Here is a 20,283-nt window from a genome sequence, read left to right as displayed (position 1 = left end):
GGGCCCGGGAGCTGGATACGACTCCCGGGCCCCGCCACACCCCCGCTCCACCGTGCGGGCCGACGGCCGGGCCGGCGAGTATGCGGGCCGTGCAGGCGGGAGTGCCGGCCGTGCCGGTCCGAGGCCGTGGTGCTCACACCGGAGGTTCCAGCGGCCGCTCGCGCAACCGCGTCAGGTGGCGTTCGAAGACGCCCAGCGCGTCCGGTGTCAGGGTGCGCAGGGCGACCAGGGCGGTGATGGCCACGTCGCAGAGTTCCGACTGGACGTCGTCCCACGTGTGGGTGATGCCCTTGCGGGGGTTCTGGCCGGTCGTGCCGAGGACCGCCTCGGCGACCTCGCCGACCTCCTCGGAGAGTTTGAGGATGCGCAGCAGTACGCCCTCCGGGCCCGGGTGCCTGCTGGTGGCCTCCAGACGGGACCAGAGTTCGTCCACGGTGGGCCACAGGGCGGGGGCGGTGCCGGCGGTGCCGGTGGTGTCCTCACGGGTCATGCCGCGAGACTGCCATGCCGCCGCGCGGCGCCGCCCCGCTGTTCCGGGAACAGGGCCCAACCGCGCGGGAGTCCTACTCCTCGAACAGGGTCTCCTGCTCGCCCTCCTTGCGCTGCCGCAGCCGCCTGGTCCGCGCGCCCACCACCACGGCCGTCGCCGCCGCCGTCACGCCCAGGGCCACCGGCACCATCCAGCCGCGGTCGAAGACGTGGCCGAAGGCGTGGTCGAGGGAGAGGCGGCCGGGGCCGGTGACGGCAAGGCCGGCCGCGGCCAGGCCCAGGGACGCCGCGTGCTCGTAACCGCCCTCCTGGGCGAAGAAGCCGTTGGGCATGTGCACCGCCGCCGCACCGGCCATCGCGCCCGCCGCCGCGGCGCCCGCCGCCGGGGTCGCGAGGCCCAGCGCCAGCAGCGCGCCGCCGCCCGCCTCCGCCAGGCCGGCCGCCGTCGCGCTCGCCTTGCCCGGCGCGTAGCCGATGGACTCCATGAACTGGCCGGTGCCCTCGAGGCCGTGCCCGCCGAACCAGCCGAACAGCTTCTGCGCGCCGTGCGCGGCCAGCACCCCGCCGGTTCCCAGCCGGAGCAGCAGCAGGCCCACGTCGCGTCGGTCGTAACAGGTCACGGTGACTCTCCATCAGCAGGCGACAGGTCCCCCTCCGCGTGTCCACCGTCGCACCCCTCACCCCGCCGGGCCCGCCCTGGATGGCGTTCGGGTGGCGGGTGCGGGGGACCGGTGTGAGCCTGACGCCATGACCATTCAGCCAGCCAAGCTGCGCGATCCGGCCGTCCGGGCGTTCGTGCACGCCGTGAACGCCCACGACCGCGAGGGCTTCCTGTCGCTCCTCGCGCCCGACGCGACGATGGCGGACGACGGCTCGGACCGCGACCTCGCGGACTGGATCGACCGGGAGATCTTCTCCTCGCACGGCCACATGGAGGTCGACAACGAGTCCAACGGCGGTCACACCCTCCTCGCCCGCTACCGCAACGACACCTGGGGCGAGATGCGCACCAGGTGGACCTTCACCGTCGGGGACGACGGGCGGATCTCGCGGTTCGAGACCGGGCAGGCGTAGCCGACGCGAGGACGAGCCCCGGAGACGGCGCCGGGGCTCGTCCTCGCGTCGGCGCGCTCGGTCCGGCCCCTGCGAACCGTCCGCCCCGGGAGCCGGACGCGCCTCGGTGACCGTCGTGTCGGTACCGAGGCCGTACAGCGATTTCAGGACCTTGTCCTGAGCCTGCGTCATGCCGGCCGGCACCGAGCCGGCGGTGACGACCAGCGCGGTACCGGGCGCCGGACCCGTCGCGATCACCGGAGCGGCCTTCTCGCGGCGGCTCAGCCCGCGCTTGGGACAGATGCCGGACATCCCGTTCCCCGAAGGGTTCTTGGAGCCCGCTGTGGACGTGGCCGCAAGCCAGGGAAGAGCCCCGGGTAAAGGATGCGCAAGGGCTGGGAAGGCGGGTGGCTCACCGGATCCTCATGGGACGGCAAATTCCGGTCGTCTCCCCGGCTTCCGTGGACAAACCCCTGTTCGACGCGGTGTACGGTCCCGGGGTGCGTGATAGTTCCCGGCTCAGCCGGCGTGCCGCCCTCGGGCTCGCGGCCGCCGCCCTTCCCCTTTCAGCGGCCGCCCCGGCCGCCGCCGCCACCGTCGTGGGCGGTGAGCGGCTGGCGCGTGGCGGGGTCCAGGTGCGTGGCGCCTCAGGACTGCCCAGGAAGCTCGACGCCCGCGCGTGGCTCGTCGCCGACGGCGACAGCGGCGAGGTGCTCGCCTCGTTCAACGCGCACCGGCGCCTGGCCCCCGCGTCCACGCTGAAGATGCTCTTCGCGGACACCGTGCTGAAGAAGTTCGACCGCACCGAGCGGTACCGGGTCACCGACGAGGACCTGGCCGACGTCCCGGCCGGCTCCAGCCTGGTCGGCATCAAGCCCGGCATCACCTACACCGTCGAGCAGTTGTGGCAGGGCGTGTTCCTGCGCTCCGGCAACGACGCGGTGCACGTGCTGTCGCACATGAACGGCGGCATCGCGAAGACGGTCGCCGAGATGCAGGCCAAGGCGGCGGACCTGCAGGCCCTTGACACCCAGGTGGTCAGCCCCGACGGGTTCGACCACAAGGGCCAGCTCTCCTCCGCCTACGACCTCACGCTGTTCGCCCGGAACGGCCTGAAGGACGCCGACTTCCGCGGCTACTGCGGCACCAGGACCGCCGACTTCCCGGCGGGCGGCAAGAAGACCTTCCAGATCCAGAACACCGACCGCCTGCTCACCGGGGCGTGGGGCCTCGAGGTGTACGAGGGCCTGATCGGCGTGAAGAACGGTTACACCAGCCACGCCGGGAACACCTTCACCGGTGCGGCCACCCGGGGCGGCCGCACCCTGCTGGTCACCGTGATGCACCCGCACGTCGGCGGCAACGCGGTCTACGAGCAGACCGCCGCGCTGCTCGACTGGGGCTTCGGGCGCGGCGGTTCGGCGCAGGCGGTGGGCGCGCTGGTGGACCCGCTCAGCGAGGGCGGGGCGAGCGCGAGTCCGGCGCCCGGCACGGCCCGCAGAGCGGCGCAGGCCGCGGCGGGCGCTCCCGCCTCGGGGCCGGGGCACACCTCGTCGTGGCGGCTGCTGGAGGGCGCCGCCGGCTCGGCGGCCCTGCTGGGCGCGGGCGCCTGGGCGGTGCGCCGGCGGCTGACCCGGGGCAGGGCGGCCACCGCGCAGCCGCGGCCGGAGAGCGGATCCGGCGGGCGCCGCCGGGTCTGAACCGCCGGCCGAATCGCGGCAGCCGCTCCGCCGGCCGGTGCACACCCCGCGGTCGCCCGCGGGTCCACCCCCGAGCCGAGGCCGGTGGAACGGCTGCCGTCTCCCCCCTCGGTGTGGCTGCGGAACCCCAGCGCCCCAAGTGTGAAGCTCTCGTGAAGGAGAGTTGAGCACGGGCGGCCGTACGGCCGCAAGACCGCGGATGCCCGGACTCCGTTCGCGCGGCTCGCGTCAGCCGCGCCCGATGTAGGGCATCGCGGTCGCCAGCACCGTCGCGAACTGCACGTTCGCCTCCAGGGGCAGTTCGGCCATGTGCCGCACGGTGCGCGCCACGTCCGCCACGTCCATCACCGGCTCCGGGGCGGTACGCCCGTCGGCCTGGAGCGCGCCGGTCTGCATCCGGGCCGTCATGTCGGTGGCCGCGTTGCCGATGTCGAGCTGGCCCACGGCGATCCGGTACGGCCGTCCGTCCAGGGACAGCGACTTGGTCAGGCCGGTCAGCGCGTGCTTGGTCGCCGTGTAGGCGGCCGACATCGGCCGGGGCGTGTGGGCGGAGACGGAGCCGTTGTTGATGATCCGGCCGCCCTGCGGGTCCTGTTCCTTCATCCGCCGGTACGCCGCCTGCGCGCACAGGAAGGCCCCGTTGAGGTTGGTGTCCACCACGTGCCGCCAGGCCTCGTAGGGCAGGTCCTCGACGGGCACCCCGCCGGGCCCGAAGGTGCCCGCGTTGTTGAACAGCAGGTCCACCCGCCCGAACCGCTCGACGGTGGCCGTGAACAGCGCCTCCACGTCCCCGGGCCGGGACACGTCGGTGCGCACCGCGAGCCACGGGCCGCCGGGCGCACGCGCGGCGGTCTCCTCCAGCGTCTCGGTGCGCCGGCCGGCCAGGACCACCGACCAGCCGGCGCGCAGCAGTTCCACGGCGACGGCCCGCCCGATGCCGGAACCGGCGCCGGTCACCACCGCGATCTTCGATTCCCTGTCAGTCATGGCTCCGCAGCGTAGGCGGCGGGTCCGCGATGCGGAATCTGCTGTCCGCCATACGGTTGCTACCGCGCGACCGCGGCCACCGCCTCCCCGGGGTAGCGCACACCGGTCCGCTCCCGGATCGCGTCCAGGGTGCGCATCACCGCCAGGCTGCCCTCCAGCGGCACCAGCGGCGACTCCCGCTCACCCGCCCGCAGCGCCCGCATCACCTCGGCCGCCTCGTGCCGCAGGCTGGTGCGCGGCCCGTCGGCCGGGTCCGCGGTGAACTCCTCGCCGTCCCGGCCGTCCCGGTGCAGCACGAAACGCTCGGGGTGGAAGAAGCCGCCGGGGACGTCGATCCGGCCCAGGGAGCCGGTGACCGACGCGGTGGTCCCGGTGCCGCCGACGATGGAGCAGTGCAGCGAGGCCAGCGCGCCGCTCTCCCAGGAGAGCAGGGCGCCGGTCTGCAGGTCGACGCCCTCCGGCGAGAGCACCGCGCTGGCGGTGACGGAGTCCGGCTCGCCGAGCAGCAGTTGCGCGAACGACACCGGATACACCCCGAGGTCGAGCAGCGAGCCGCCGCCGAGCGCCGGGTCCCGCAGCCGGTGCGACGCCGGGAACGGGCCCGCGATGCCGAAGTCGGCCTGCACGGTGCGGACCTCACCGATCGCCCCGTCGTCCACCAGCGCCTTCAGCCGCCGTACCAGCGGGTTGCAGTACATCCACATCGCCTCCATCAGGAAGCGGTCGTGCTCCTTGGCCAGCGCCACCAGTTCCTCGGCCTCGCGGACGTTGACCGTGAACGCCTTCTCGCACAGCACGTTCCGCCCGGCCGTCAGGCACAGCCCGGCGGCGGCCCGGTGCGCCGAGTGCGGGGTGGCGACGTACACGACGTCGACGTCCGGGTCCGCGGCCAGCGACTCCCAGTCGCCGTAGGCCCGGGTCACCCCGAACCGCTCGGCGAACGCCTCCGCCGACTCCGGCCGGCGCGAGGCCACCGCGACGATCTCCGCGTCCGGCAGGTCCACGAGATCCGCGGCGAAGGCCGCCGCGATCCCGCCCGTCGCCAGGATCCCCCACCGCACGCTCCGCTGCCCCATCCCGCCCCGCCCTCGCTCATGTGTACCTCGGCAGTGTGTACGAGCTGAGAGCATAGGTGCCGGAACTGTGCGAGAGGGAGGGACACATGCGCGAGGACGCGGCGGCACCGACACCCCAGAGGGCGCACCCGTCCGCCGCCACGCGGCCCGCGGACGGCCCCGCCCGGCCCGCCGGCCCGCTCCTCGTCCTCCTCCTGGGCGGCCTCACCGCCACCACCCCGCTGGCGATGGACATGTACCTGCCCTCGCTGCCGGAGGTCACCCGCACCCTGCACGCCCCCGCCGCCACCGTCCAGCTCACTCTCACCGCCTGCCTGGCCGGCATGGCGCTCGGGCAGCTCGTCGTGGGGCCGATGAGCGACCGCTGGGGACGCCGCCGGCCGCTGCTGGGCGGCCTCGCCGTCTACCTCGTCGCCACCGCGCTGTGCGCGTTCGCGCCCGACGTCGAGACCCTGGTGGCCCTGCGGCTGGCGCAGGGCCTCGCCGGCTCGGCGGGGATCGTCATCGCCCGGGCCGTCGTGCGCGACCTGTACGACGGCCTGGCCATGGCCCGCTTCTTCTCCAGCCTGATGCTGGTCTCCGGGGTCGCCCCGATCGTGGCGCCGCTGATCGGCGGCCAGATCCTGCGGGTGACGGACTGGCGGGGCGTGTTCGTCGTCCTCACCGTCGCAGGCGCCGCGCTCACCGCCCTGGTCTGGGCGCGGCTGCCGGAGACGCTGCCGGCCGCCCGCCGGCACCGGGGCGGGGTGGGGGAGGCGCTGCGCGCGATGCGCGGCCTGCTCGCCGACGCGCCGTTCAGCGGCTTCCTGCTGGCCGGCGGCTTCGCCTTCGCCTCGCTGTTCGCCTATGTGAGCGCCTCGCCGTTCGTCGTCCAGGAGATCTACGGCGCCTCCCCGCAGACCTTCAGCCTGCTCTTCGGCCTCAACTCGGTCGGGCTGATGATCACCGGCCAGGTCAACGGCAAGCTGCTGGTCGGCCGGGTCGCGCTGGAGAAGGTGCTCGCGGCCGGCCTGGCCGTGACCGTGCTCGCGGCCGGCGCCCTGCTGCTGATGTCCGCCGGGGCCTTCGGCGAGGTCGGCCTGGTCCCGGTCGCCGCCGCGCTCTTCGTGCTCATGTCGGCGATGGGCGTCACCCTGCCCAATGCCCAGTCCCTCGCCCTGCTGCGCACCCGGCACGCCGCCGGCTCCGCCTCCGCGCTGCTCGGCACCTCCTCCTTCCTGATCGGCGCGGTCGCCTCCCCGCTGGTCGGCGTCGCCGGGGAGCACACCGCCGTGCCCATGGCGCTCGTCCAACTGGCCGGTGCGTTGGTCGCGGTGGCCTGCTTCGTGGGACTGTGCCGTCCCTGGAGGCCGTCCACGGGGCCGGAGGGAGAGCGGAACTGAGCACGCCGCGACTGCGCCCCGGCGCACCCGAACGAGCCGGGCTCGACCCCACGGAACTCGGGCACCTGGCCGACGAGGTGCACGCCCTGACCGCCGGAGTGCGCCCCTGGGCGGCCGGCGCCGTCGTGCTGGCCGGACGCGGACCGGTGGTCGCCGTCGCCGAGGCCGCCGGCTGGGCCGTCCGCTACGCCCGCTACGACCCCGAGACCGGCGCCGGCGTCGAGCTGCCGCCCGCCGAACGGGTCCCGGCCGACGTCCGGACCCCCTTCGACCTGGCCTCCCTGACCAAGCTGTTCACGTCCGTCGCCGCCGTGCAGCAGATCGAGCGCGGCACCCTCGGCATGGACGCCCGGGTCGGCGCCTACCTGCCCGAGTTCACCGCCGCCGCGGAACACGGCATCACCGTGCGGCAGTTGCTCACCCACACCTCCGGGCTGCGCCCCGAGCTGCCGCTGTACGACCGCCCGGACGCCGCCGCCCGGCTGGCCATGCTGCGGGCGGAGGCGCCGGCCGCGGCGCCCGGCACCTACCTCTACTCGGACCTCAACATGATCCTGCTCGCGTTCGTCCTGGAGCGGATCACCGGCCGGACCCTGGACGTGCTGATCGAGGACGGCATCACCCGGCCGCTCGGGATGACGGAGACCGGCTTCGGCCCGCGTCCCCGTGCGGCGGCCACCGAGGACCAGCGGCGGCCCTGGGCCAAGGCGGACCGGGGGATGCTGCGCGGCGAGGTGCACGACGAGAACGCCTGGGCGCTCGGCGGGGTGGCGGGCCACGCGGGCCTGTTCTCCACCGCCCCGGACCTCGCGGTCCTGTGCCGGGCCCTGCTGGCGGGCGGCGCCTACGGTCCCGCCCGCATCCTCGGCCCGGACTTCACGGAACTCCTGCTGACCCCGCCCGGCCTGGGCTTCGCCGTGGACCAGCCCTGGTTCATGGGCGAGCTGGCGGGCCGGGGCGCGGCGGGCCACACCGGGTTCACCGGGACCTCCCTGGTCCTGGACCCGGCCACGGACACCTTCCTTGTTCTGCTGGCCAACACGGTCCACCCCCGCCGGCGGCTGCCGGACAGCAGACCCAGGGCGGTCATGGCGACCCACCTGTCGAGAGCCGTCCGCGGGGCCTGAGCACCGGGCGCCCGCCGGGACCCGACGTCCCCGGGCGGGCCGCCTGCGGGCAGCTGAGAGAATCGCCGGGTGAACGCCCCAGCCTCCCCAGCCGACGCCCTCCGCGCCTCCGTGGCCGCGCTGCTCGACGGGCTTCCGCCCACGCAGGCCGCCGCGGCCGTGGAACGGCTGATCGCCAGCTACCGGGGCGACACCCCCACCCACGCCCCGATCCTGCGCGACCGCGCCGACGTGGCCGCGTACGCCGCCTACCGGATGCCCGCCACCTTCGAGGCGGTCCGCTCGGCGCTCGGGGCGTTCGCGGACGCGGTGCCCGGCTGGGCGCCCGGCAGCCACACGGACGTCGGCGGCGGCACCGGCGCGGCGACCTGGGCGGTGACCGACACCTGGGACGGAACCCGGCCGGTGACCGTGCTCGACTGGGCCGAACCCGCGCTCGCCCTCGGCCGGGAGATCGCCGCCGCCAACCCGGCCCTGCGCGACGCCCGCTGGGAGCGGGCCCGGATCGGCACGGCGCTCAGCCTCGCCCCCGCCGACCTCGTCACCGTGTCCTACGTCCTCAACGAACTCGCCGAGGCCGACCGGACCGCCCTCGTGGACGCCGCCGCGGCCGCCGCACAGGCCGTCGTCATCGTGGAGGCGGGCACCCCGGCGGGTTACGAGCGCGTCATCGAGGCCCGCGACCGCCTGATCCGCGCCGGGTTCCGGGTGGCGGCGCCCTGCCCGCACAGCGCCGCCTGCCCCATCGTCCCCGGCACGGACTGGTGCCACTTCTCCGCCCGGGTCAGCCGTTCCTCGCTGCACCGGCAGGTCAAGGGGGGCTCCCTGGGTTACGAGGACGAGAAGTTCAGCTACGTGGCCGCCACCCGGCTGCCCGCCGAGCCGGCCCCGAACCGGGTGGTCCGGCGCCCGCAGATCCGCAAGGGGCAGGTGCTGCTCGACCTCTGCGAGACGGATGAGCGGCTGGGCCGCACGACGGTCACCAAGCGTCACGGCGGCCTGTACCGGGCGGCCCGGGACACCGACTGGGGCGACGCCTGGCCGCCCCGGGACCCCGCCGCCTGACCTTGCGGGCTTGTTAGCGTCAGCCCATGGTCAAGAAGCCCGCCCCAGACGCCACCCGCCGCAGCGACAGATCCCGCCGGGCGATCTACGCCGCAGCCCTCGCCCTCGTCGGCGAGGCCGGCTACCGCAGGACCACCGTCGAGGGGATCGCCGCCCGCGCCGGGGTCGGCAAGCAGACCATCTACCGGTGGTGGTCGTCGAAGGCGGACGTGCTGCTGGAGGCGTTCCTGGACCTCGGTCAGCAGGCGGCCGGACAGCAGCCGCACACCCTCCCCGACACCGGCGACCTCGCCGCCGACCTCAAGACGGTGCTGCGGGCCACCGTGGACGAGCTGCTCGACCCGCGCTTCGAGGCCCCCGCCCGCGCGCTGGCCGCCGAGGGCCTGGTCGACGAGCAGCTCGGCCGCGAGTTCGTCGGCAAGCTCCTCGAACCCCAGCTCCAGCTCTACGTCGACCGGCTGCGCTCGGCGCAGGACACCGGCGCGGTACGCCCCGACATCGACCCGCGCATCGGCCTGGAACTCTTCGTCTCCCCGCTGGCCCAGCGCTGGCTGCAGCGCACCGGCCCGATCACCCACGACTACACGGACACCCTCGTCGACTACGCACTGCACGGCCTGGCCCCGCGCTGACCTCCTGTGCGGTGCGTCTCGTCCGGTTTCTCCGGAAGGCCCCGGTGACACCCCGAAGAGCGGGAGAATGGGACGATGAGGCATGCTGTCCGCACCAGGCGAGGCGAAGGGGACGAATGAGCGCGACGTTCGGCGGCCGTGACGGCCGGCAGGGCAGACTCACCCAGTGGCTGCGTGGACGCCGCCCGAAGGAGACCGCCGACCCCGGCGGCCGTGAGGCCCTGCTGCTCTCCGCCGCCGCGGCGGGCCTGCCGCTCGCGCCCGCCGCGCACCCGGGGGCCGGCTACGGCTGCTCCTGCGACCGCGTCGGCTGTCCCACCCCGGCCCGGCACCCGGTGTCGTTCGCCTGGCAGACCCAGTCCACCACCGACCGCGCCCAGATCGAGCGCTGGGCCCGGCACCAGCCGCAGGCCAACTTCATCACCGCCACCGGCATGGTGCACGACGTCCTGGACGTGCCCCTGGAGGCCGGCCGGGAGGCGCTGGAGCGGCTGCTCGGCGCCGGTGTGGAGGTCGGGCCGGTCGCCGAGAGCGACGACGGCCGCATGCTGTTCTTCACCCTCACCCGGGGCACCCCCGAGGACGAGGACGAGTGGTGGCCCTGCGAGCTGGACTGCCATCCCGAGACCATGGACGAGCATCCCGGCCTGCGCTGGCACTGCCGCGGCTCCTACGTCCTCGTGCCGCCCGCCCGGCTGCCCGGCGACGGGGAGCGTGGGCTTCGCTGGCTGCGCGGCCCGGAGCACCCGCTGCCGGAACCGCTGAGCCTGCTGGAGGTGCTGACCGACGCCTGCGCCCGCCACACCGGCGACCCCGCGGGCACCGCCTGGCCGCTGCGGCACTGAGCCCCCGCGGCGTCCGCGGCCGGCTACTCGCCCTGCGCCGCCGTCAGCCCCTGGACCCGCCCCAGCACCGACACCCGGCCGCCGCCCGCCGGATCCAGGGCGGCCTCGTTGGCGACGATCTCCAGCGTCAGCGACTGCTTGATCTCGCCCTTGGTCAGGGCCCGCACATCGCGGTTCGGGGCGGGCACCGACGTGCCCACGGCCGCGGTCTGCTTCTCGTAGTGGTGCGTTGAGAAGAACACCAGCGCCCCGCCGTCCGCCGTGCGCAGCGCGAGCGGCGCGTAGTCCCCGCCGGTCAGCGGCTCGTCGATGAACTGCCGGACCAGACCCGGCCGTTTCGCCAGCTTCTTGCGGTTCGCGCGCAGGACGCTGGTGTACGGGCCGTCCGCGAAGGTGTTCCCGCCGCTCTTCAGATGGCTCGCGTAGTCCTTGCTCAGCTCGGCGGGCGGCACGGTCAGGCCCTCGGCGCCGGCCGGCACGGCCTCGGCCCAGCCGTCCGCGTCCTTCTTGAACTGCGGTACGTCACCGGGCGCGACCAGCGTCAGGTACGCCACCTGCCACGGCCCGGTGAGGGCGTCGCGGGTGAACACCAGCAGCCAGCGGGCGTCGCCGCCCTTGTTTGCCTTGGCGTCCGCCACGAACCAGCGCGGCCACCCGGCCTTCTTCGGGATGGTGAACTTCGCGTCCGTCAGCTCCAGCGGCGAGTGGTTCGCGTTGCCCGACGGGCTGTTGGCGTGCCCCGCCGTCAGCCGGGCGCCGTCGATGTCGGCGAGGGCGCCGGTGACGTGCTTGGCGTCCAGGGAGCGGTCGTAGGCCTTGTCGGCCCTGTTGTAGGCGTCCGTGAACTGCCGCAGGGCCCGGGCGGCCTCGGCGCGGCCGGCGGCCGGCAGCACCTCGCGCTCCCCGTGCACCACCACGCACCCGCTCGCCGTCAGCGACAAAGCGGTCAGCGAGGCCGCTATGAGTGCGTTCCGGTCACGCCTGCGAAGCCCGCGACGACTGCGATCCCTGCTCATGAGGTGCCTTCACCCTCCCCTTCCCGGAGGCGAACCCTACCGGGACGGGAAGGCGCGCGGACGGCCGGTTCCCCTGCTGCGCCGTCCCGTTACTCGGACGCCGGCACCTTGCCGCCGGCGGTGGCCGGCGTGGCGCTCCGGCCGCCCCGCAGCCGGGCGCGGAGCTCCGGCGTGATCAGGAAGACGGCCAGCGTCGGCACCAGGTAGAGCGCCCACACCGTGAGCTGCACGACCGTCGGGTCCGGCTGGAAGTTGAGCACGCCCTTGAGCAGGGTGCCGTACCAGCTGTCCGGCGGGATGGCGCCGCTGATGTCGAAGGCCAGGTGGTTGATGCCCGGGATCCAGCTCGCCTCCTGCAGGTCGTGGAAGCCGTACGCCAGCACGCCCGCCGCGACCACGACCAGCATCCCGCCGGTCCAGGTGAAGAACTTGGCCAGGTTGATCTTCAGCGCGCCCCGGTAGAACAGCCAGCCCAGCAGGACGGCCGTGGCCAGGCCCAGGGCCACGCCGACCAGCGGGCGCGGGGTGCCGTCGCTCGCCGCGTGCACCGAGGCCCACACGAACAGGGCGGTCTCCAGGCCCTCCCGGCCGACGGCCAGGAACGCGGTGGCGACCAGCGCGCCGGTGCCCATCGCGAGGGCCGCGTCCAGCTTGCCGTGCAGCTCCGACTTCAGGTGCCGGGCGGTGCGCCGCATCCAGAACACCATCCAGGTCACCAGGCCCACGGCGATGACGGACAGCGAGCCGCCGAGCGCCTCCTGCGCCTGGAACGTCATCTCCTGGGAGCCGAACTCGAGGGCGCAGCCGAAGCCCATCGCGATGGCGATGGCGATGCCGATGCCGATCCAGATCGGCTTCAGGGCGTCCCTGCGGCCGGTCTTGACCAGGTAGGCGATCAGGATGCAGACGACGAGCGACGCCTCCAGGCCCTCCCGCAGACCGATCAGGTAGTTGGAGAACACGGGCTACGCCTCCTTCTGGAACAGCGAGCGTCCCCACCAGTCGCCGGAGTCCCGGACGCCGGGGGGAACCGCGAAGACCGCCGAACCCACGTGCTGGATGTACTCGTTGAGCGCGTCGTGCGCGGACAGCCTGCGCTGCAGCGGGATGAACCCCTTGCGCACGTCCCGCTGGTAGGCGAGGAAGAACAGGCCCGCATCGAGGCGGCCGAGGCCGTCGGTGCCGTCCGTGAAGGAGTAACCGCGGCGCAGGATGGTGATGCCGTCGTTGGAGTCGGGGTGCGCGAGCCGCACGTGCGAGTCCGGCTTCAGCGCCTTCAGGAACGGCTCGTCGTGCTCCTTGGCCTTGCCGACCGGGGCGCCCTCGCGCTTGTCGCGGCCGAAGACGTCCTCCTGCTCCTGCAGCGAGGCCCGGTCCCAGGTCTCGATGTTCATGCGGATGCGCCGGGCGACCAGGTAGGAGCCGCCGGTCATCCAGTCCGGTCCGTCGCCGTCGCCGACCCAGACGAACTTCTTCAGCCGGTCGCTCTCGGTCCCCGCGATGTTGCGGGTGCCGTCCTTGAACCCGAACAGGTTGCGCGGGGTGTGGGCGCCCGGGGTGGTCGAGGAGGTCTTGCCGAAGCCGAGCTGCGACCAGCGGATGGCGACCTTGCCGAAGCCGATCCGGGCCAGGTTGCGGATGGCGTGCACGGCGACCTGCGGGTCGTCCGCGCAGGCCTGGATGCACAGGTCGCCGCCGGTGCGGGACCTGTCCAGGTTGTCGCCGGGGAAGGCGGGCAGGTCGGCCAGGGCCTCGGGGCGCCGGTCGCGCAGGCCGAACTTCTCGAAGAAGGACGGCCCGAACCCGATGGTCAGGGTCAGCCGGGACGGCTTCAGCCCGAGCGCCTCGCCGGTGTCGTCCGGCGGCGCCTCGGCGAGCCCGCCGAAGGCGCCCTCGCCGACGGTCTTCCCGGCGCTCATCCGCCGGGCCGCCGCCGTCCAGTCCTTCAGCAGTTGCACGAACGCTTCACGGTCGTCGGTCTTCACGTCGAACGCGGCGAAGTGCAGCCGGTCCTGCACGGGGGTGGCGATGCCGGCCTGGTGGGCGCCGTGAAACTCCACCGCGCCGCCCGACTCGGCGGCGGGGCCGTCGTCGCCCGCCCTGGCCATCGCCATCCCGCCGCCGGCCGCGGCGGCCCCGAGGGCCAGCCCGGCGCCTCCCCAGCCGATCAGCGCCCGGCGCGAGGGGCTGTCGCCGCCGGACTCGTGGGTCTCCGGGGTCTTCGGGGTCTGCTGGGTCTCGGTCATCGCCCTGTCACCCCGCTCACTTCACGACCGCGGCGGCGAGCTTGGACAGCGGCTCGGCGAGCGCGTTCACCGCGTCCGAGAGCTCCTTGCGCTGCTCGCCGGTGACCTTGTCGTAGGAGGCGAACTCGTAGGAGTCCTTGCCGGAGCGGTACTTGTCGAGCACGCCGTTCAGCGCGGTGAACTGCTTGTCCAGCTCCTTGGCCAGCGCCGGGTCGTTCTTGGCGGCGACCGGCTTCAGCAGTTCGTAGGCCTTCTGCGCGCCCTCGACGTTGCCCTTGAAGTCGACCAGGTCGGTGTGGGCGTAGCGGTCCTCCTCACCGGTGACCTTGCCGGTCGCGACCTCGTCCAGCAGCTCCTTGGCGCCGTTGGCCATGGAGGAGGGGGTGATCTCCGCCTTGCCGACCCGCTTCTGCCAGTCCTCGAGGTCGGTGACGAGCTGATCGGCGAGGGTCTTCTCCTCGGCGCCGATCTTCTTGTCCTTCCACAGGGCCTTCTCCAGCCGGTGCCAGCCGGTCCACTTCTGGCCCTCCTCGAGGCCGTCCTCGCGGACGTCGACCTTGGGGTCGATGTCACCGAAGGACTCGGCGACCGGTTCGGTGCGCTCCCAGCCGAGGCGGGAGAGCGGGTACGCCTTCCTGGCGGCCTCGATGTCGCCGGCCTTGACGGCCTTCACGAAGGTCCCGACGCGCGGCAGCGTCTCGTCGGCCTGGTCCTGCGCGTACTGGCGGTAGTCGGCGACCGCCTTGTCCAGCCCGGGGTCGCGCTGGGCCGTCTTGCCGCCGCCGGTGACGGTGAGCTTCTGGCGGACGCCGTGGCCCTTCATGCCGGGGCGGCAGGCGATCTCGTACGTGCCGGCCTTCACCTCGGCGGTCAGCGTGTACTTGGTGCCCGGGCCGATGTTCTCCTTCTCGGAGACGATCCGGTCGTCGGGGAAGACGATCTCGACCTCGGTCGCCTTGGAACCCTTGTTCTCTATCTTCAGCGTGACCTGGCCGGCCGGTACGGACTTGGCCGAGGTGTCGCATCTGGAGTCGGCGGCGGTGACCTCGATGGCCTTGCCGTCCCCGGCGTCGCTCTTGGCGGTGCAGGCCGAGAGCGCGGTCAGGGCGGCCACGGTGGCGGCGGCGGTGACGGTCGGTCGGACGGCTCGCATGCAGGCTCCAGGCGGATCTGGTGTGGTGAGGCTGACCTAACATAACTGAGGCTTACCTCAGCGATACACACCCGGGTCGTGATTCGGCTCTCACGGAAGGATCACAGGCACGGCTTGGTCTCGGCACCTCAAACGGGATGCCATCGAAAGGTAAAGGGCAGGTCAAGGGGTGATTCAATCTCCTCGTGACTGACTACGACGTACTCCGCGTCTTCTGCGGACCCGGCGGCGGCTACGGCAACGAGCTGGGTGTCGTCCGGGACGGATCGGTGCTGCCCGAGCGGGACGACCGGCAGGCGCTGGCCGCCAAACTCGGCTTCAGCGAGACCGTGTTCGTGGACGACCCCGAGCGCGGGGTGATCGACATCTACACGCCCACCCTGCGCCTGCCCTTCGCCGGTCACCCCTGCGTCGGCACGGCCTGGCTGCTGGACGTGCCCGAACTCCTCACGCCCGCCGGGGTGGTGGGCGTCCGGCTGGACGGCGAGTTCAGCTGGATCGAGGCCCGCGCGGAGTGGGTTCCGCCGCGCACCCTGCGCCGGTACGGCACCGCCGCCGAGGTGGACGCGCTGGACGTGCCGCCGCCCGGCGAGTGGATCTACGCCTGGGCCTGGGAGGACGAGGCGGCCGGCCGGGTCCGGGCCCGCGCCTTCCCGGGGCGCGACGACGGTATCGACGAGGACGAGGCGACGGGGGCCGCGGCGCTGCTGCTCACCGAGGAACTGGGCCGCGCCCTGAACATCACCCAGGGCAGCGGCTCCCAGATCCTCACCGCGCCCCAGCCGCACGGCTGGGTGGAGGTAGGCGGCCGGGTCGTCCTCGAACGCTAGGACCTGCCCGGCCTAGGCGCTGCGCGCGAACTCCTCGCCCAGGGCCTGGAAGACGGCGGTGTTGAGGGCGAACGCCCGCTTGCACTCCGTCACGATGCGCTGCCGCTCCAGCTCGTCCGCGTCGACCGCGTCCAGCCGCCGCCGGTAGTCCCGCTTGAACGCGGCGGGGTTGGGGACGTCCTCGAAGACGTAGAAGCGGACCCCGTCGCCCTTGCGCGCGAAACCCCAGGTCCGCTCCGCCCGGTCCCGGATGACCTGACCGCCGGACAGATCGCCCAGGTAGCGGGTGTAGTGGTGGGCGACATAGCCGCCGGGCCAGCGCTCGGCGCACTCGCGGACCCGGTCCGCGTACGCCTCGGTCGCGGGCAGGGCGGACGCCTCCTCGCGCCAGCGCGGGCCGCGCAGATGCGCCAGGTCGCGCTCCAGCGCGGGCAGCCGCAGCAGCTCGGGCCGGACGAAGGGCCCGGCCACCGGGTCCGCCGCCAGCCGCCCGGCCGCGCTCTCCAGTGCCTCGTAGACGAACCAGAGCTGCTCGGTGTAGCGCGCGTACGCGGCCACGCCCAGCCGGCCGCCGAGCAGGTCGCCCATGAACGACGAGGTCTCCGCCGCCACGTGCTGCTGGTGCGAGGCGGTGCGGATGACGGTCGAGAACGGCTCCACGGACACTCCCCGGACCGCGGCGGACGGCGTCATGCCGGTCACGGCAGGGTCAGGATGTCCGCGCCCGTCTCGGTCACCACCAGGGTGTGCTCGAACTGCGCGGTGCGCCTGCGGTCCTTGGTCACGACGGTCCAGCCGTCGTCCCACATGTCGTACTCGTGCGTGCCCAGCGTCAGCATCGGCTCGATGGTGAAGGTCATGCCCGGCTGCATCACCGTGGTCGCGTGCGGGCTGTCGTAGTGCGGGATGATCAGGCCGGAGTGGAACGACGAGCTGATGCCGTGACCGGTGAAGTCCCGCACCACGCCGTAGCCGAAGCGCTTGGCGTAGGACTCGATGACCCGCCCGATGACGTTGATCTGCCGGCCCGGCCTGACCGCCTTGATCGCGCGGTCGAGGGACTCCCGGGTCCGCTCCACCAGCAGCCGCGACTCCTCGTCCACGTCCCCGACGAGGTACGTGGCGTTGTTGTCGCCGTGCACCCCGCCGATGTACGCGGTGACGTCCAGGTTGACGATGTCGCCGTCCCTGAGGACCGTCGAGTCCGGGATGCCGTGGCAGATGACCTCGTTGACGCTGGTGCACAGCGACTTGGGGAAGCCCCGGTAGCCGAGGGTCGACGGATAGGCGCCGTGGTCGCACATGTACTCGTGCGCGGCCTTGTCCAGCCGGTCGGTGGTGACGCCGGGCGCGATGAGCTTCGCGGCCTCCTCCATCGCCTGCGCGGCGATGCGCCCGGCGACGCGCATCGCCGCGATCGTCTCGGGCGTCTGCACCTCCGGACCGGTGTACGGCGCCGGCGCGGGCTTGCCGACGTACTCGGGCCGGCGGATGTTCCCGGGTACTGGACGGGTGGGGGACAGCTCCCCTGGTACGAGCAGCGACTGGCCAGACATGCCAGCGAGTCTAACCAGCGGACATCGGGGAATATGAGCGTGGCGAGAGGAGCCGTCCATGGCCTTGTTCAAGAAGCGCACCGCCGGCAAGCCGGGCGAGTGGTACTACTGCCTGGAGCACAAGAAGGTCGAGGAGGGCCCGGACTGCCCGGGCAAGGACCGCTTCGGGCCCTACGCCAGCCCGCAGGAGGCGCAGCGCGCGATGGAGACCGCGCAGGAGCGCAACCTCGAATGGGAGACCGACCCGCGCTGGCACGACGCCACGGCGGGCGGCCGGGACGCCGACGAGGACTGACTCACAGCGGCGCCGGCGCGGTGGCGGCGCGCTGCTCGCGCAGCCGCACCGCGTGCTCGTTGGTCCTGGCGTCGTAGGCCGTCAGTCCCGGCAGGCACAGGGCCAGCAGCCCCATCGCGCCCACGCACAGCACCCCGCCCGACCACACGGACGCCCGCACGCCCGCCCACGCCGCAAGGCCGCCGGAGCGCACCTGCCCGAGCTGCGGGCCCACCGAGTACGACAGCAGCTCGATGCCGGCGAGCCGGCCGCGCAGCTCGTCGGGGATCGTCTGGTTCCACATCGCCCCCCGGAAGATCCCGCTGACCATGTCGCAGCCGCCCGCGACGGTCAGGAGCAGCAGCACCAGCCAGACCTCGCCCGCCATGCCGGCGGCCGCGACCGCCAGGCCCCACAGGGCCGCCGACAGCACCACCATCCGGCCGTGCCGGTGCACCCGTGAGGTCCAGCCGCTGGTCAGGCTGACCAGCAGCGCGCCCAGCGGGAAGGTCCCGTACATCAGCCCCAGCGCCCACTCGGCGTGCAGTTCGTCGGCGAGGAACGGCAGCACGGCGAGCGGCATGGCGAGGAACATCGCCGCCAGGTCCACCGCGTAGGTGCCGAGGAGTTCCTTGCGGCTCCAGGCGTAGCGGGCGCCCTCCGCCACGGCCCGCAGATCCGGCCTCGCCGCCCGGTGCGAGGCGGGGGAGGGGGCGATGCGGACGACGAACACCAGCGACACGGCGAACGTCAGCAGGTCGGCGGCGTACGCCCAGCCGAGGCCCGCGTAGGCGACGACCACGCCCGCGACCGCCGGGCCGGCCACCCCGCCGACCGTCCAGCGCAGGGAGTTCAGCGAGGCCGCGGCCGGCAGGTGCTCATGGGCGACGATCCGCGGGAGCAGGGAGTCCAGGGCCGGGCGCTGGACGGAGACGAGCGCGGAGGACAGGGCGGCGATCAGGTACAGCGGCCAGACGGCGGGGCGCGGCAGGAGCGCGTCGACCAGCAGGGCGGCGCTGAGCAGGCCCTGGCCGACCTCCGTCCACACGATCAGCCGGCGCTTGTCGAGGGCGTCGGCGAGCGCGCCGCCGTACAGTCCGAAGACGATCAGCGGCACCAGTTCCACCGCGCCGATCGCGCCGACGGCCGCCGCGGAGCCGGTGAGGTCCTTGAGCTGGACCGGGAGCGCCACGAAGGTCAGGAAGCTGCCGAAGTTGCTGATCAGGCCGGAGGCCCAGAGCCTGCGGAAGTCGGCGGAGGCCTTCCAGGGGGCGAGATCGGGGAGGAGAGCTTTGGGCACCCGGGCATGCTGCGCGGGGCCGGGCCGGCGGGCAACCGGTTTTCCACGGGCCCGGGCCGGCGGGCAGCCGGTTTTCCGCCGGCCCGGTCCCCCTCACCAGGGAGCGGCGGGCGGCGCCGTCAGGATGTCCGCGAGCCGGGACAGCCGGTCCCGGAACCCGCGCCGCACCCGCGGCGAGTTGTTCTCCCCGGCCGCCGCGCTCACCAGGTGCTGCACGCTGTCCAGGTCCAGTTCCGCGCCCTCGGGCACGGCCAGCGCGTCGTGCGCCATCGCGGCCAGCTCGCCGCCGCCCGCGCCGAGCGCCAGCACCGTCACCCCGGCCCGGCGGGCCTCGTGCACCCGCTCCAGCAGCTCCGCAGGCTCCTCGGGGGCGACCACCAGCAGGGTCTCGCCGCGCCGGGCCGCCTCGATCCGGCCCGGCCCGACGGCCAGGTGGGCGGGGTCGCCGGGGCGGGCGTCATGCCGGACCAGCGTGGGGGCCAGCTCGGGCGTGCCCGACCAGGCGGCCTCGTCCACCAGGTGCGCGGCCAGGTGCCAGGGCTCGTAGGCGGGCGTGCCGACCAGCAGCAGCCCGCCCCCGTGCGACACCACCGACCCGCGCAGCACCCCCGCGAACCGCCGGGTGGCCCCCAGCCACTCGGTCCCGGCGAGCACTTCGCGCAGCAGCGCGACACGTACGGCGTCCATGCGGCCGCATCCTGCCGCAACCCTCGCCCCGTCACCCGCAGTTCGCCCCTGATTCGCCCGACCCGGGGACACGGCGGCCGGCCGCCCTCCCGTGACTCACCCGGCCCGGTGCCGTAGCCCGTGCGGACGTAGAGTCGGCCCATGACCTCTACCGACAGCGCACAGACTCCCGCCAAGGCCCCCGCGAAGGACCCCTGGGACCTGCCCGACGTCTCCGGGCTGGTCGTCGGCGTGCTCGGCGGCACCGGCCCGCAGGGCAAGGGCCTCGCCCACCGGCTCGCCCGGGCCGGCCAGAAGGTGATCATCGGCTCCCGGGCCGCCGAGCGGGCCCGGGCCGCCGCCGAGGAACTGGGCAACGGCGTCGAGGGCGCCGACAACGCCGAGACCGCGCGCCGCAGCGACATCGTGATCGTCGCCGTGCCCTGGGAGGGCCACGGCAAGACCCTCGAGTCGCTGCGCGCGGAGCTGGCCGGCAAGCTCGTCGTGGACTGCGTCAACCCGCTCGGCTTCGACAAGAAGGGCGCCTACGCCCTGAAGCCCGAGGAGGGCAGTGCCGCCGAGCAGGCCGCCGCGCTGCTGCCGGACTCCCGGGTCACCGCCGCCTTCCACCACCTGTCCGCCGTGCTGCTCCAGGACCCGGAGGTCGAGCGGATCGACACCGATGTGATGGTGCTCGGCGAGGACCGGGCCGACGTGGAGACCGTGCAGGCGCTGGCCGGCCGCATCCCCGGCATGCGCGGCGTCTTCGCCGGGCGGCTGCGCAACGCCCACCAGGTGGAGTCGCTGGTCGCGAACCTGATCTCCGTCAACCGCCGGTACAAGGCGCACGCAGGGCTCCGCGTCACCGACGTGTGAGCCGACGCGA

The 20,283-nt window shown here is 73.8% G+C and carries 21 protein-coding genes and 2 pseudogenes; 10 read left to right on the top strand and 13 right to left on the bottom strand.

Translation table 11 applies throughout. The annotated features are described in order from the left end of the window. Positions 1–133: 133 nt before the first annotated feature. Together TNCT1_RS14420 and TNCT1_RS14415 are read right to left on the bottom strand one after the other, a co-directional pair. A complete protein-coding gene (locus TNCT1_RS14420; protein WP_143631720.1) occupies positions 134–490 on the bottom strand; it encodes a MazG-like family protein in 357 nt (118 codons plus the stop codon). Positions 491–563: 73 nt separating this feature from the next. Then, positions 564–1,109 carry a DoxX family membrane protein gene (locus TNCT1_RS14415; RefSeq protein ID WP_143631717.1) on the bottom strand — a complete coding sequence of 182 codons (546 nt, stop codon included), beginning with the start codon at positions 1,107–1,109 and terminating at the stop codon, positions 564–566. Between the two features lie 127 nt (positions 1,110–1,236). On the opposite strand from TNCT1_RS14415, the gene TNCT1_RS14410 reads away from it, so the two are divergent. After that, positions 1,237–1,563, top strand: a complete 327-nt coding sequence (locus tag TNCT1_RS14410; RefSeq protein ID WP_143631714.1) for a nuclear transport factor 2 family protein — start codon at positions 1,237–1,239, stop codon at positions 1,561–1,563. Positions 1,564–1,626: 63 nt separating this feature from the next. Here the strand turns inward: TNCT1_RS14410 and TNCT1_RS36290 are convergent. Continuing rightward, positions 1,627–1,854: pseudogene (locus tag TNCT1_RS36290) on the bottom strand (ABC transporter permease); the annotation flags it as partial. Between the two features lie 188 nt (positions 1,855–2,042). On the opposite strand from TNCT1_RS36290, the gene TNCT1_RS14400 reads away from it, so the two are divergent. Continuing rightward, positions 2,043–3,242, top strand: coding sequence for a D-alanyl-D-alanine carboxypeptidase family protein (locus TNCT1_RS14400; RefSeq protein WP_373920472.1), 1,200 nt, complete (start codon positions 2,043–2,045; stop codon positions 3,240–3,242). A gap of 228 nt (positions 3,243–3,470) precedes the next feature. Here the strand turns inward: TNCT1_RS14400 and TNCT1_RS14395 are convergent, their stop codons facing one another. Beyond that, positions 3,471–4,229: an SDR family oxidoreductase gene (locus tag TNCT1_RS14395; RefSeq protein ID WP_143631711.1), complete on the bottom strand. Its 759-nt coding sequence runs from the start codon at positions 4,227–4,229 to the stop codon at positions 3,471–3,473. Between the two features lie 59 nt (positions 4,230–4,288). Then, positions 4,289–5,305: a Gfo/Idh/MocA family protein gene (locus tag TNCT1_RS14390; RefSeq protein WP_174266295.1), complete on the bottom strand. Its 1,017-nt coding sequence runs from the start codon at positions 5,303–5,305 to the stop codon at positions 4,289–4,291. Between the two features lie 86 nt (positions 5,306–5,391). Between TNCT1_RS14390 and TNCT1_RS14385 the strand changes: the two genes are divergently transcribed. From TNCT1_RS14385 to TNCT1_RS14365, 5 genes are all read left to right on the top strand, one after another. Next, entirely contained in the window at positions 5,392–6,687 is a 1,296-nt protein-coding gene (locus TNCT1_RS14385) for a multidrug effflux MFS transporter (protein WP_143631707.1), read from the top strand. After that, positions 6,639–7,814 (top strand): serine hydrolase, encoded by a 1,176-nt coding sequence (locus tag TNCT1_RS14380; protein ID WP_174266294.1) that lies wholly within the window; start codon positions 6,639–6,641, stop codon positions 7,812–7,814. The genes TNCT1_RS14385 and TNCT1_RS14380 overlap by 49 nt, the downstream gene beginning before the upstream one ends. A gap of 69 nt (positions 7,815–7,883) precedes the next feature. Continuing rightward, the gene (locus tag TNCT1_RS14375; RefSeq protein ID WP_143631704.1) at positions 7,884–8,879 is read left to right on the top strand and encodes a small ribosomal subunit Rsm22 family protein; all 996 of its coding nucleotides are present in this window, start codon (positions 7,884–7,886) and stop codon (positions 8,877–8,879) included. 26 nt (positions 8,880–8,905) lie between these two features. After that, complete coding sequence (locus TNCT1_RS14370; protein ID WP_143631700.1) at positions 8,906–9,511, top strand: TetR/AcrR family transcriptional regulator; 606 nt, start codon at positions 8,906–8,908, stop codon at positions 9,509–9,511. Between the two features lie 116 nt (positions 9,512–9,627). Beyond that, positions 9,628–10,356, top strand: coding sequence for a bifunctional DNA primase/polymerase (locus TNCT1_RS14365; protein WP_143631696.1), 729 nt, complete (start codon positions 9,628–9,630; stop codon positions 10,354–10,356). Positions 10,357–10,379: 23 nt separating this feature from the next. Here TNCT1_RS14365 and TNCT1_RS14360 read toward each other — a convergent pair whose 3' ends face one another. From TNCT1_RS14360 to efeO, 4 genes and pseudogenes are all read right to left on the bottom strand, one after another. Then, complete coding sequence (locus tag TNCT1_RS14360) at positions 10,380–11,372, bottom strand: hypothetical protein (RefSeq protein ID WP_143631693.1); 993 nt, start codon at positions 11,370–11,372, stop codon at positions 10,380–10,382. Between the two features lie 172 nt (positions 11,373–11,544). Next, positions 11,545–12,334 (bottom strand): annotated as a pseudogene (gene efeU / locus TNCT1_RS14355) (iron uptake transporter permease EfeU); the annotation flags it as partial. A gap of 3 nt (positions 12,335–12,337) precedes the next feature. Further along, positions 12,338–13,618 carry an iron uptake transporter deferrochelatase/peroxidase subunit gene (gene efeB, locus TNCT1_RS14350; protein WP_143631687.1) on the bottom strand — a complete coding sequence of 427 codons (1,281 nt, stop codon included), beginning with the start codon at positions 13,616–13,618 and terminating at the stop codon, positions 12,338–12,340. Between the two features lie 16 nt (positions 13,619–13,634). Continuing rightward, entirely contained in the window at positions 13,635–14,771 is a 1,137-nt protein-coding gene (gene efeO, locus TNCT1_RS14345; protein WP_143631684.1) for an iron uptake system protein EfeO, read from the bottom strand. Between the two features lie 185 nt (positions 14,772–14,956). Between efeO and TNCT1_RS14340 the strand changes: the two genes are divergently transcribed. Next, positions 14,957–15,601: a PhzF family phenazine biosynthesis protein gene (locus TNCT1_RS14340; RefSeq protein ID WP_143631681.1), complete on the top strand. Its 645-nt coding sequence runs from the start codon at positions 14,957–14,959 to the stop codon at positions 15,599–15,601. 12 nt (positions 15,602–15,613) lie between these two features. On the opposite strand, the gene TNCT1_RS14335 is transcribed toward TNCT1_RS14340, so the two are convergent. Together TNCT1_RS14335 and map are read right to left on the bottom strand one after the other, a co-directional pair. Further along, positions 15,614–16,261 carry a heme oxygenase (biliverdin-producing) gene (locus TNCT1_RS14335; RefSeq protein ID WP_143632510.1) on the bottom strand — a complete coding sequence of 216 codons (648 nt, stop codon included), beginning with the start codon at positions 16,259–16,261 and terminating at the stop codon, positions 15,614–15,616. A 38-nt stretch (positions 16,262–16,299) separates the two neighbouring features. Next, positions 16,300–17,157, bottom strand: a complete 858-nt coding sequence (gene map / locus TNCT1_RS14330) for a type I methionyl aminopeptidase (protein WP_143631678.1) — start codon at positions 17,155–17,157, stop codon at positions 16,300–16,302. A 58-nt stretch (positions 17,158–17,215) separates the two neighbouring features. Here map and TNCT1_RS14325 point away from each other — a divergent pair, with 58 nt between their 5' ends. Further along, positions 17,216–17,452 (top strand): hypothetical protein, encoded by a 237-nt coding sequence (locus TNCT1_RS14325; protein ID WP_143631675.1) that lies wholly within the window; start codon positions 17,216–17,218, stop codon positions 17,450–17,452. Between the two features lies 1 nt (position 17,453). On the opposite strand, the gene TNCT1_RS14320 is transcribed toward TNCT1_RS14325, so the two are convergent. Both TNCT1_RS14320 and TNCT1_RS14315 read right to left on the bottom strand, forming a co-directional pair. Next, positions 17,454–18,731, bottom strand: a complete 1,278-nt coding sequence (locus TNCT1_RS14320; RefSeq protein WP_143631672.1) for an MFS transporter — start codon at positions 18,729–18,731, stop codon at positions 17,454–17,456. Between the two features lie 93 nt (positions 18,732–18,824). After that, entirely contained in the window at positions 18,825–19,418 is a 594-nt protein-coding gene (locus TNCT1_RS14315; RefSeq protein ID WP_143631669.1) for a hypothetical protein, read from the bottom strand. A 141-nt stretch (positions 19,419–19,559) separates the two neighbouring features. On the opposite strand from TNCT1_RS14315, the gene npdG reads away from it, so the two are divergent. Then, on the top strand, positions 19,560–20,273 hold the full coding sequence (gene npdG / locus TNCT1_RS14310; RefSeq protein ID WP_143631666.1) for an NADPH-dependent F420 reductase: 714 nt from the start codon (positions 19,560–19,562) through the stop codon (positions 20,271–20,273). Positions 20,274–20,283: the final 10 nt, after the last annotated feature.

The sequence above is a fragment of the Streptomyces sp. 1-11 genome (genome assembly GCF_007176755.1).
Classification (GTDB): domain Bacteria; phylum Actinomycetota; class Actinomycetes; order Streptomycetales; family Streptomycetaceae; genus Streptomyces.
The sequence above is the reverse complement of the archived record's forward strand: the minus strand, read 5'-3'. Positions and strand labels throughout refer to the sequence as shown.